Raw genomic sequence first — 12,848 nt, forward strand, 5'->3', positions numbered from 1 at the left:
GCGGTCAATGGCAGGAAGCCCAATGAACATAAAACTCCCGTACCTGCGCCCATGGCTGGCCCGTACCCTTCTGCCCCTGCTTTGGCTGGCACAGGCACTGACCGCCTTGGCCTATGCCGCGCCTACCATTTCGCCGGCCGGCGGCACCCTGCCCGATGCCACCGTAGGGGTCCCGTACAGTTTCCAGCTGAATGCCGTAGGCGGTACCGGCTCCTACACCGGCTGGTACGAATGCGACAACAATGACCCGTCCTACGACCCCGCCGTCAAGTGCCTGCCGGCCGGCCTGGAGGTTGCCGAGTCGGTGGACTCAGCAGTGACCACCATCAGTGGCACCCCCACCACGGCCACCACCAAGACCTTCTATGTTTCGGTGTGGGACAGCGACTGGAACGCCGCCGGTACCGCGCAGTTCACCCTGACGGTCAAGCCAGCCGCCGCCACGCCCACCCTCAGCAGCGTCACCCCCAACAACGGCAGCACCGCCGGTGGGACCGCGGTGACCCTGAGCGGTACCAACCTGACCGGCGCCACCGCGGTCAAGTTCGCAGGTACGTCAGCGGCAAGCTTCACCGTCAACAGCTCCACTTCGATTACCGCCACCACGCCAGCCAACGGTGCCGGCACGGTCAATGTGAGCGTCACGACCTCAGGTGGCACAGCCACGCTGACCAACGCCTTTACCTACACTACCCCCGCTGCGCCAATCGCCAGTGCAGTCAGTGCGACCTTGGCCGCCAACAGCAGTGCCAACCCGATCACCCTGGCCCTTTCCGGCGGCGCCGCAACCAGCGTGGCGGTAGCCAGCGCGGCGGCGCATGGCACCGCCACGGCAAGCGGCACCAGCATCACCTACACCCCCGTCGCCGGTTACTCTGGAGCCGACAGTTTCACCTATACCGCGACCAACGCGACCGGCACTTCGGCGCCGGCCACGGTGAGCGTCACAGTGTCGCCGCCCATCCTGGCGATCACCCCGACCAGCTTGCCGGCCGCTACTGCCGGCAACGCCTACAACCAGACCCTTAGCAGCAGCAACGGCACCGCGCCGTACACCTATGCGCTGAGCAGCGGCGCACTGCCGCCGAGCATGACGCTTTCCGGCGCTGGCGTGCTCAGCGGCTCACCGAGCGCCAATGGCAACTTCAGCTTCGACATCCGCAGCACCGACCAGTACGGCGCCACCGGCACCCGCAGCTACACGGTTAACGTCGCCGCGCCGACCATCAGCGTGGCGCCCGTCAGCCTGTCCAATGGCAGCTATGGCGTGCCCTACAGCCAGAGCATCAGCGCCAGTGGCGGCAGCGCCCCCTACAGCTACGCGGTCAGCGCCGGCAGCCTGCCGAGCGGCATGACCCTGTCGCCCAGCGGCTTGGTCACCGGCACGCCCAGTGCGACGGGGACCTACAACTTCACCCTAACTGCCACCGACGCCAACACCTTCAGTGGCCAGCGCGCCTATACGCTGGTGATCGCCGCGCCGACCCTGAGCCTGTCACCGGCCAGCCTGCCGGTCGGCAACGCCGGGAGCAGCTACAGTCAGACGTTCGCCACCAGTGGCGGCATCGCGCCCTACAGCTATACGCTCAGCAGTGGCGCCCTGCCCAGCGGCTTGAGCTTGTCCAGCTCAGGGACCCTGAGCGGCGTGCCGACCGTATCCGGCAGCTTCAACTTCACCGTCCAGTCCAGTGATGCCAATAGCCAGGTCGCCACACGCAGTTACACGCTGACGATCGGCGCCCCGACCGTCAGCATCACCCCGCCCAACCTCAACGCGCTGACGCAGGACGTGGCCTACAGCCAGACCCTGACCGCGAGCGGCGGCACAGCGCCCTACAGCTTCGCGGTCACCAGCGGGGCAGTACCGAGCGGCTTGAGCCTGAGTGCCTCGGGGGTGCTTTCCGGCACGCCGACAAGCGCCGGCCCGTACAGTTTCACCGTCACTGCCACCGACAGCCTCGCCTTCAGCGCTTCGCAACCCTACTCCGGTAGCGTCAACGCACCCACGCCGGTGGCCGGCAACCTCAACCTCACCGTCATGGCCAACAGCTCCGCCAACCCGGTCACCCTCAACCTCAGTGGCGGCCCGGCAACCTCGGTGAGCGTGGCGACCAATGCCAACAACGGCGTGGCCAGCGCCGCCGGCACCAGCATCACCTTCACCCCTGCTCCCGGCTTCGCCGGCAGCGACAGCTTCACCTACACCGCCACCGGCCCTGGAGGCACCTCGAGCCCAGGCACGGTAACCGTTACCGTCCAGGCCCCTACCGTGACGCTGACGCCAGCCAGCCTTATCGGTGCCACGGTGGGCACGGCCTATTCGACGACCATCAGCGCCAGCGGCGGCAGCGCACCGTACAGCTACAGCCTGTCCAATGGCTCGCTGCCCAACGGCTTGGCATTGTCCCCTGGCGGCAGCTTGACCGGCACCCCAAGTGCGGCCGGCAGCTTCACCTTCACCGTACAGGCCGCCGACAATACCGGCTTCACCGGCGACCGCACCTACACCCTGACCGTCGCCAGCCAGACGCCGATCGCGGGCGCGGTCAGCGCCACGGTAGCGGCGAACAGCACAGCCAACCCGATCACCCTCAGCCTCAGTGGCGGCGCGGCCATCAGTGTGGCCGTGGGCACGGGGCCAAGTCACGGCACGGCGTTGGTCAGCGGCCTTACCATCAGCTACACCCCTACCCCCGGCTACTCGGGCAGCGACAGCTTCACCTACACCGCCACCGGCATCGGCGGCACCTCGGCGCCAGCGACGGTGACCCTCAGCGTGTCCGCGCCGACCTTGGCCATCAGCCCGGCCACCCCAGGCCTCGGCGATGCCACCCAAGGTGTGCCCTACAGCGCCAGCCTGGCCACCACTGGCGGCACTGCGCCCTATAGCTACAGCCTGGGCAGCGGCAGCCTGCCGGCCGGGCTGACCCTCGACGGGGCGACCGGGATCATCAGCGGCACAGCCACCACCCTTGCCACCAGCACCTTCACCATCACCGTCAGCGACGCCCTCGGCGCCAGCGGCAGCCGCAGCTACAACCTGCAGGTGCTGGCCCAGGCCATCGTGGTACCGCCGTCCAGCGAAACCCTGGTGGCCGGGCAAAGCGCCAGCGTCGACCTTACCCGTGGCGCCAGTGGCGGCCCGTTCCTGCGCGCACGCCTGCTGACCGTGACACCGGCATCGGCGGGCAAAGCCAGCATGAGCGGCCCGTTCACCCTGCGCTTCGTGCCGTCGGCGGCCTTCGCAGGCACTGCGGTGGTGACCTTCAGCCTGCAGAACACCGGCGGCAGCCTGGCCAGCAGCAGCGTCACCTTCTCCGTGCAGGCGCGCCCCGACCCAACCCGCGACCCCGAGGTGATCGGCCTGCTCAACGCCCAGTCGCGCGCCGCCGAGCGCTTCGCCACCACGCAGATGGACAACTTCAACCGCCGCCTTGAGCAGTTGCACCGCCCCACCTGCGACCGTGATTCGTTCAACGCCAGCGTGCGCCACGGCCGCGACGACGTCAGCCTGGGCAGCCTGGGCAAGGCCTTGCGCGATGAGCTCGAAGGCAACGGCCAGGACAATGATGACGAACAGCGGCGCCAGGAGAAGGACAGCGCCCGCGCCAGTTCCGGCGAATGCCGCGAAGAGGCGCTGGCGTTCTGGACCGACGGTTTCGTCAACACCGGCTCCAACCGCGCCCGCGGCGCCGACGACAACAGCTTCACCACCTACGGCCTGAGCGCCGGCATGGACTATCGCCTGTCGCCACGCGCGGTGGTCGGTTTCGGTATCGGCTACGGCAACGACCGCACCGATGTCGGCGAGCATGACAGCCGCAGCGAGGGCGACGCCCTGGGCCTGGCGGCCTACCTGAGCGTCAATCCGCTGTCCGAGGTGTATATCGACGCCTTGCTGGGTTACAACCGCATCCGCTTCGACGCGCGGCGCTACGTCACCGCCGACCCGTCCAACGGCTACGCCCACGGCTCGCGGGACGCCGACCAGCTGTTCGCCTCGCTGACCGCCAGCTACGAGTACCGTCATGGCCCCCTGTCGCTGGCGCCCTACGCGCGGATCAATGGCAGCTACACCCGCCTCGACGCCTACAGCGAGCGCGGCGGCGGTGTCTACGGCCTGTCCTATGAAGAGCAGGACCTGCGCTACGTGACCTCGTTCCTGGGCCTGCGTTCGGGTTACGACATCCAGACCAACGTCGGCGTGCTGACCCCAAGGGTCAGTCTGGCCTGGGGCCATAACTTCAGCCGCAACGAAGACTACCGCATGCGCTACACCGACCAGGGCAGCGATGGGCTGCTGTATCGCCTGTCGCCCGACCCGCAGGATAGCAACTTCATGGACCTGGACCTGGGCCTGGACCTCAGCCTTGGCCGTGCGTGGCGGGTGGGGCTGTCTTACAAGACCGCGCTGGGCAGCGATGAGCGCAGCGAGATGTTCAGGATCGGCCTGGACGGCAGGTTCTGAGCCCGTGCACCGGAGCGGCGTTGTTGCAGGAAGGGTGAAGACAAGCCGGCCCCCGACACGTCGGGGGCGCGGGCGATACGCAGGGGCGCCAGGCGCCCCTGCGGCGGGGCCTACTTCAGGTCGAAACGGTCCAGCTCCATCACCTTGGACCAGGCCGCGACGAAGTCCCTGACGAACTTGTCCTGGCCATCGCTGCTGCCGTACACCTCACTCAAGGCGCGCAGCTGGGCGTGTGAACCGAACACCAGGTCAACCCGGCTACCGGTCCACTTCACCTGGCCGGTCTTGCGATCACGGCCTTCGAAACGCTCGTTGTCCGCCGAGGTCGGCTTCCACTCCACGCCCATGTCCAGCAGGTTGCGGAAGAAGTCGTTGCTCAGCACCCCGGGGTTGTCGGTGAACACCCCGTCCTTGCTGCCGCCATGGTTGGCGCCGAGCACGCGCAGGCCGCCAATCAGCACGGTCAGTTCGGGCGCGGTGAGAGTCAGCAGTTGGGCCTTGTCCAGCAGCAGTTTCTCGGCCTTGACGCTGTAGCGGTCCTTGCTGAAGTTACGGAAGCCATCGGCCAGCGGTTCGAGTACGGCGAACGACTCGACGTCGGTCTGCTCCTGCGAGGCATCCACACGTCCCGGGCGGAACGGCACGCTGAGGCCGGAAGCTTTCTCCACGGCCGCATTGCCGGCCAACACGATCAGGTCGGCCAGGGAGATCTTGTTGCCGCCCTCACTGCGGATTTTCTCCAGCGCCGTCAGCACCTTGTCCACGCCCTGGTTGGCTTTCCAGTCCTTCTGCGGTGCCAGGCGCAGGCGCGCGCCGTTGGCGCCGCCGCGCTTGTCCGAACCACGGAAGGTCGAAGCCGAGGCCCAGGCGGCGGACACCAGTTCACCGACGCTCAGCCCCGAGGCCAGCACCTTGGCCTTGAGCGCAGCGATATCGGCGTCGCTGGGCTGAGGGCCGGCCTTGGGCAGCGGGTCTTGCCACAGCAGCTCTTCGTTGGGCATCTCCGGGCCGAGGTAGCGCGCCAGCGGGCCCATGTCGCGGTGGATCAGCTTGTACCAGGCACGGGCGAAGGCGTCGGCGAGCTGATCGGGGTTGTCCTTAAAGCGCCGGGCGATGGGTTCGTAGATCGGGTCGAAGCGCAGCGCCAGGTCGGAGGTGAGCATCGAGGGGGCGCGCCGTTTGGCGGGGTCGTGGGCATCCGGCACGGTGTTGGCGCCCTTGCCATCCTTCGGTTGCCATTGGTGGGCGCCGGCCGGGCTCTTGGTCAGTTCCCACTCGAAGTTGAACAGGTTGTTCAGGTATTCGTTACTCCACTGGGTCGGGGTGGAGGTCCAGGTCACTTCCAGGCCGCTGGTAATGGTGTCGCCGCCCTTGCCGGTACCGAACTTGTTGCTCCAGCCCAGGCCTTGCAGTTCCAGCCCGGCCGCTTCCGGCTCGGGGCCGACGTTGTCGGCGGGGCCGGCGCCGTGGGTCTTGCCGAAGGCGTGACCGCCGGCGATCAGCGCCACGGTCTCTTCGTCATTCATGGCCATACGGCCAAAGGTCTCGCGGATATCCTTGCCCGAAGCGACCGGGTCAGGGTTGCCTTCCGGGCCTTCCGGGTTGACGTAGATCAGGCCCATCTGCACAGCCGCCAGCGGGTTTTCCAGGTTGCGCTCGGCCGACAGGTCGCGACTCTGCTCCTCGCCATGCTTGGCCGGCTCGGCCACCAGGTCGCCCTGCCCTGGCGGCTGGGCCTTGACCTGCTCCTTGCCATAACGGGTATCGCCGCCCAGCCAGACCTTTTCCGAGCCCCAGTACACGTCTTCGTCCGGCTCCCACACATCGGCGCGCCCGCCGGAGAAGCCGAAGGTTTTAAAGCCCATGGATTCCAGGGCGACGTTGCCGGTGAGCACGATCAGGTCGGCCCAGGAGATCTTGTTGCCGTACTTCTGCTTGATCGGCCACAGCAGGCGCCGGGCCTTGTCCAGGCTGACGTTGTCCGGCCAGCTGTTGAGCGGGGCGAAGCGTTGCTGGCCGGAGCCGGCGCCACCGCGGCCATCGCCGATGCGGTAGGTGCCGGCGCTGTGCCAGGCCATGCGGATGAACAGCGGGCCATAGTGGCCGAAGTCGGCTGGCCACCAGTCCTGGGAGTCGGTCATCAAGGCGGTCAGGTCCCTTTTCAGGGCCTGGAAGTCGAGGCTGTTGAACGCCTTGGCGTAGTCGAAGTCCGGGTCGGGGCTGGACTTGGCCGAGTGTTGATGGAGGATCCTGAGGTTGAGCTGGTCAGGCCACCAGTCTCGGTTGCTGGTGCCACCACCAGCGGTTTGATGGAACGGGCATTTCGATTCGTTCGACATCTGCTTCTACCTTTGGGTCGGGTCGTTTCAGATTCCGGGCGCGTTTCCAGACGCAATGCCAGGTGTTCGATCAGCCGAGCCAAGGGCTCGTGCCTACCCCTCATCAGGTGTGGTCGGTCTGCGCCGACATGGGCTCGCCAGGGTGGCGTGACGGCGCTGGCAAGGGGGTTGCCGGCGGCCACGCGGGCACCCGCCGCGACGGCTTTTCGCGGGGCCACGGGAAAGACTAGCCGAGCTTGGGCAGAGGTCTAATAGAAGCGCTATTGAGGGCTGATAGTGTGGCTCTGTCAGGGCCGCTGGCGGGGCAAATCGGCACAAGCCAAGCGGCATGAACTGTGCTTGAATCTGCCATTTCCCGCGCCCAAGGCCCTCCGAATGAATCGCAACGACCTGCGCCGCGTCGACATGAACCTGTTGGTGGTGTTCGAGGCATTGATGATCGAACGCAACCTCACCCGGGTCGGCGAGAAGCTGTTCATCACCCAGCCCACCGTGAGCGCCGCCCTCGCCCGCCTGCGCGACCTGTTCGACGATCAATTGCTGATTCGCAATGGCCGGGCCATGGAACCCACGCCACGGGCCATGCAGATCTTCAATGAACTGGGCCCGGCGATGGACGTGATCTCGGCGGCGATCAGCCGGGCCAAGGCGTTCGACCCGGCCAACAGCTGCAACGTGTTCCGCCTGGGGCTGTCGGACGACGCCGAGTTCGGCCTGTTCCCGGCCTTGCTCGAAGCGCTGCGCGAGGAGGCGCCGCAGATCAGCGTGGTGGTGCGCCGGGCCAATTTCCTGCTGATGCCGGGCCTGCTGGCCTCGGGCGAGATTTCAGTGGGGGTCAGCTACACCACCGATCTGCCGGCCAACGCCAAGCGCCGCAAACTGCGCGATATCGGCGTGCGGGTGCTGCGTGCCGATGATCGCCCCGGCCCACTGACCTTGGACGAATATTGCGCGCGCCCCCATGTGATGGTGTCGTTCTCCGGCGACATGAGCGGCAACATCGACCTGGACCTGGCGCGCATCGGCCGCTGCCGCAAGGTGGTGCTGGCTGTACCGCAGTTCGGCAGCCTGCGCGCGCTGCTGCGCAACACCGAGATGATCGCCACGGTGCCAGACTACGCGGCCTGCGCCCTGGCCGACGACGGCAGGCTGCGCGCCGACCCGGCGCCGTTCGAGATCAGCGAGGCCGAGCTGTCGATGGCCTGGAGCAGCGCCCACGACAACGACCCGGCCGAGCGCTGGCTGCGTGAGCGGATCCTGCAGTTCATGGGCCGCCCAGGCTGAACCATCAACTTCGTCGATAGCCACCATGCCTGCCATCAAGTTCCGTTGATGGCAGGCCGCCGGGAGAATGGCCCCATTCGCACATCGACAAGGCCTCCCCCATGAAAACCGGCATGATCGCAGCATTGCTAGCCCTGCTCGCCACCCTCACCGGTTGTGCCAGCCCAGCCAACCAGCCTGGCGCGCAACCCTATGGGCATTTTTACTCAGCCACCGAGCTGTCCAGCGTCACCCTCGGCCACGGCCAGCACGTGGCCGTCCTGCTCGGGCGCAACGCCGCCGCAACGCTCGACTACCTGCAACGCCACCGCGACCAGGCCCCCCCCGGCACGGCCAGGAGCACGCCGGTGGCGACCCTGGGCGGCAACCAGGCTTATGCATGGTTGGCGCAGTCCTTGGCCCAGGAGTTTGCCGAAGTGACCTTTTATGAGGACCTCGATACCCTGCTGGCCGATCGCCCGGATGTGATCGTGCTGCTGGAGGCCCGCAGCAAGCTGGCCAGTGCGGGGGACGAGGCAATCCAGGCCAGCGTGGCGGCACGCTTTTTCGATGGTCAGCTGACCTACATCAGCCGTGCCGAAGGGGTGGCACGCAAGCCGGCCGAGGGGGTCGAGCTGGTGCGTCAGTTGGATGAGGAACAGACGGTACAGGCCGATGCGCTGCGCCAATTCGATGCGTCGCTCAAGGTGTTGTTGCGCGGGGCGGTGTGATCTGGTTAGCCACTACCCGTCTCAAGCCATGCCCCAGGGCGGGCAGCGGTACTTTCACAGTCATAATTGGCCCGAAACAGATGTGGGAGCTGGCTTGCCAGCGATGCGCCGCGCGGGCGGCGCTCGATCTTGAGGGCGCTGCAGATCTGTCGCCCTGCACCTGATAGCCCTCATGCGATTTCAAGACAGGCCCTTGGGCACCACACCGCTGGCCCTGAGTAATCAGGATTCGGTAATGGCCACCAAGTGCATGACGGGAGACTGGGTGAGGGCTACCAGGTGCCTGCCGGTGTTTTTGCAGCGCCTATAAGATCGAGCGCCGCCCGCGCGGCGCTTCGCGGGTAAACCCGCTCCCACAGTTTGTTTCGGGCCAGTCTCTCCTGTGCCATCACCGGAGCCGCCTTGTTGGCTCGACACAATTTCAGCGTGGGCGTTGCCGGCCTCATTGCCGGCCCTAACACAGAAAACTGACAGTCCCATACCCGCGTTAAGTTGTCATGATTGCTTTCGCTCACTCCATCAACACGACCACCAACATGAACCACGAAAAACCAACGATAAGCAGGGTTGAAGCTATATTCAGACGCCTCTTGAGCCGCCGCGGAAACTTTTCATAGTCGGTGATATCCAGCGCTCCTTTTCTGATGCAGTGATCAGGGCAGAAAATCATGCCAGCTATGCCACACACTAACGACATACGAGAATAAAATCCGTTGCGCCCCCATAAGTTTACTAGCCATGGAACTCCGGGGCTTTTCTCCAGCGATCTAAGGAGTGTCTGGAAATCACGTGAACATGCCAACTGAGCATGCAAGGCGACGCCCGAGAGCCCAATCAGAAACGGTGTGACCATAAGCGCCATACCCCAACCGCTACGCCAAAACTCACTCATTCTTCTATGTACTCGTAGATAATCTCACCAAGCATCTCCCCTCCTTTCATTCCACCCATGCTACCTGCCAGCGAGCCGGCGCCAACCATGACGAGACTGCACGCGGTGGCACTGACTGGGCCTAAGCCCAGGCAGACAAACAGAGCGCCACCCTTTCCGAGCGTACCGCCCATTACCCCACCGCCGAGGCCGAATGTAAAACTCCCCGCCTCAGTAAAACGAATCTTTTTGCAGGCCTCTGACTCATTGGCACGACAGGCCTCCTTGATTTTCAGAAAAGATGATGCTCCGCCAATCACAATACCCGCACGCCCTCCATTTTTCAGGTAATGAGACAGTCTTGCCAGTTTATCCAGGTGCGTGGCGTACCCTGGAATAGCCCCTGGCGCACCCGCTTTGTTCCAGTGATGGATCAGGCTTTTGCTGGATATGCCCAAGCCTCGCCGCAGGGTTTCATGGCTGCCCAAATCCATATGTTTGTTAAGGAAGCTCATCTTCAGCTGCGCGTCCAGTTGCTGGAAGAGTTTTTTGCGCTGATTGAAAAACTCCGGACTTTTCAAATGTCCGTGAGCGAGAAACTGCTGTTGATGTAGTTTTTCTATGTAGCGCAAGGTGGTTTGCAATTCTTCGAGCGACTTGGTCATCATCGCTTGAGCAACGCCCATCGATAGGCTCACATCACTGAGCAAGCTTGCGATCTCAGCCTGATTGCGCATCATGAAGTTCGCTTGGTCATGGCCCACATCGGCCAATGCCTCCCGTGCCCGCTCGGCCGCTGCCATCAGTTGAGCCTCTTCGCGGGTACAGGCATGCCCGTTACTCGGGTCGCCAATCACGAATATCTCGCCCGCTTTGAAACCTTGATTGAAGGTCGGATTCAACCGCTGCAGACGGGCCACGGGCACTGACCCATGCTTGTCGAACAGCTTCATGAGCAGTTGAGGGAACGAAGTGCCGTGCTGCACGATATGAAAGCCGGGCTCCAGTCCATCAGGAACCGTTGAGACAGCATGGGCCGCCACGTTACTCAGGGGGTGTCGAGGCTGGTACGCGGACGCCATGTACGGGCTGGCTGCAAAGGTTTGTGGTGACGGGGCTGTATGTGCAGCAACCCTTTGGTCCAAGGGGGCGAGGACATGATTACTGCCTGGCGCACACCCACATTCCACCGGAGTGCCGTCGACTGCGGCGGGGATGCCATCCTGACACCAGCGTGATTCGCCGTCGATGATCTTGCCTTCCTTGCCGCACCGTGGGCAGGGGGTGGTTTTGTCGCCTTCGAGCAGCCAACGGCGACCATAGGTGGTGCCCCGGGCTTGGGTGGCAAGGCAAGTGGCGCCGGTGCTGGTGAAGTCTCCGTCCAGCCCCTGGCCTTTGCCGAGGATGTTCATGCGCTGACTCATTGTGCTGCTTCCTTGGGAATGAAAGCCCGCACGCTAGCAACATGAAGTGGTCTATTTTCGGCCGCCGATTAGCTTAAGAAAGGTCCTACGAAACTTAGAGATTTGGATGGCAAATATGACTAGATGCGATCTCAAGTAGTACATACCAGCAGCTTAGGGGCCTGCTCATTCAAACCGCTGACGACTCGGTATTGATCTTGATGTCGAGGCCCCTGGCCTATCGAATCTTGCTCTTGTCAGCGCATCACAACAGCCTGCAAACCTGCCCACAACCGCTGCACATGCTCGCGCTCGGTCGGCAGCGCGCCCACCGACACCCGCACCATCCAGCGGCCGTTCAGGGTGGCCGGGGTGACATAGGCATCGCCCGATGCGTTCAACCGGTCCGCCCAGCCACGGGTATGCGCATCCAGGGCATCGCCCGCAAGCCCCGCCGGGCAGTGACGGATGCACAGGGTCTGCAGTTGCACCGGCGCCAGCAGTTCCCACTCAGCCGAGGCTTCGACCTGTTCCGCCAGCCACCGGGCATTGTCCAGGTCGCGGCGCAGGCGTTGCTGCAGGGCCTCGACGCCTTCGCTGCGCAGCATGAACCACAGCTTCAGCGCGCGGAACCGGCGGCCCAACGGGATGCCCCAGTCGCGCAGGTTCTTCACCTCGCCATCGACCGCCGACTGCAGGTAGCTGGGGTTGGTGCTCATCACACGGATCAGGTGCTGCGGGTCACGCACATAGTAGATGGAACAGTCGAAGGCCACGCCCAGCCACTTGTGCGCGTTGACCACCACCGAGTCGGCCAGCTCGATGCCGTCCCACATCCAGCGGCATTCGGGGAGGATCATCGCCGAGCCGGCCATGGCCGAGTCAACATGCAGCCACAGGCCGTGGGCCTGGGCGATCTCGCCGATCGGGCGCAGCGGGTCGAGCGCGGTGGTGGTGGTGGTGCCGGTGGTGGCGACCACGGCGCAGGGCTGGTTGCCGGCAGCAATGTCCTGTTCGATGGCCTCGCGCAGCGCCTCCGGCCGCATGGCGAACTGCTCGTCGGTGGCGATCAGGCGAATGTTGTCGCGGCCGAAACCGGCCAGCAGCGCGGCCTTGTCCACCGAACTGTGGGCGTGGGCGCTGACGTAGACGATCAGCGGTTTGGCCTGGGCCTGCAGGCCGCCGCGCACCTGGGCATGGTCGGTGGCGCGCTCACGGGCGCAGATCAACGCCACCAGGGTGCTGGTGGAGGCGGTGTCCTGGATCACCCCGCTCCACTGGCTGGACAACCCCAGCAGCTGGCGCAACCAGTCCAGGGTGGTCTCTTCCAGCTCGCTCAGGGCCGGGCTGGACTGCCAGGACAGGCCGAGCACGCCCAGGCCGGTACTGAGGAAGTCACCCAGCACCGACGACAGGGTGCCGTTGGAGGGGAAGTAGCCGTAGAAGTCCGGGTGCTGCCAATGGGACAGGCCGGGCATCAGCAGTTGGTCGACGTCCTTGAGGATGGCGGCGAAGGGCTCGGCCTGCTGCGGTGCGGTAGCCGGCAAGGCGGCTTTGAGGTAGCCGGGCTCGACCTGGGCCATCACCGGGCGTTCGGCGACGGTCTGGCGGTAGTCGGCGATCAGGTCGATCAGTTGGTGGCCGTGTTGGCGGAATTGTTCGGGGGTCACAGGCGGGCTCCTTGAGGGTTGCGGTGAGGCCATGGGCCTCATCGCGGGGGGGGGGGACATCGCCATGGGGAGGGTGGGGAGGAGGGGTTGCCCCGCAAGTAAA

At 65.1% G+C, this 12,848-nt stretch carries 6 protein-coding genes; 3 read left to right on the plus strand and 3 right to left on the minus strand.

All coding sequences use genetic code 11. The annotated features are described in order from the left end of the window. The first annotated feature begins 22 nt into the window (after positions 1–22). Complete coding sequence (locus ACO6VM_RS22060) at positions 23–4,468, plus strand: putative Ig domain-containing protein (protein ID WP_422403825.1); 4,446 nt, start codon at positions 23–25, stop codon at positions 4,466–4,468. A gap of 110 nt (positions 4,469–4,578) precedes the next feature. On the opposite strand, the gene katG is transcribed toward ACO6VM_RS22060, so the two are convergent. Further along, complete coding sequence (gene katG, locus ACO6VM_RS22065) at positions 4,579–6,807, minus strand: catalase/peroxidase HPI (RefSeq protein ID WP_422403826.1); 2,229 nt, start codon at positions 6,805–6,807, stop codon at positions 4,579–4,581. A gap of 375 nt (positions 6,808–7,182) precedes the next feature. Between katG and ACO6VM_RS22070 the strand changes: the two genes are divergently transcribed. Both ACO6VM_RS22070 and ACO6VM_RS22075 read left to right on the plus strand, forming a co-directional pair. Further along, on the plus strand, positions 7,183–8,091 hold the full coding sequence (locus ACO6VM_RS22070) for a LysR family transcriptional regulator (RefSeq protein ID WP_125463671.1): 909 nt from the start codon (positions 7,183–7,185) through the stop codon (positions 8,089–8,091). A gap of 113 nt (positions 8,092–8,204) precedes the next feature. Beyond that, on the plus strand, positions 8,205–8,801 hold the full coding sequence (locus ACO6VM_RS22075; RefSeq protein ID WP_401057117.1) for an ATPase: 597 nt from the start codon (positions 8,205–8,207) through the stop codon (positions 8,799–8,801). A gap of 888 nt (positions 8,802–9,689) precedes the next feature. On the opposite strand, the gene ACO6VM_RS22080 is transcribed toward ACO6VM_RS22075, so the two are convergent. Continuing rightward, entirely contained in the window at positions 9,690–11,084 is a 1,395-nt protein-coding gene (locus ACO6VM_RS22080; RefSeq protein WP_401057116.1) for a PAAR domain-containing protein, read from the minus strand. A 248-nt stretch (positions 11,085–11,332) separates the two neighbouring features. Then, positions 11,333–12,745, minus strand: coding sequence for a DOPA decarboxylase (locus tag ACO6VM_RS22085; RefSeq protein WP_258646162.1), 1,413 nt, complete (start codon positions 12,743–12,745; stop codon positions 11,333–11,335). Positions 12,746–12,848 lie beyond the last annotated feature (103 nt).

Source organism: Pseudomonas sp. GZD-209 (assembly GCF_049310485.1).
Taxonomy (GTDB): domain Bacteria; phylum Pseudomonadota; class Gammaproteobacteria; order Pseudomonadales; family Pseudomonadaceae; genus Aquipseudomonas; species Aquipseudomonas sichuanensis.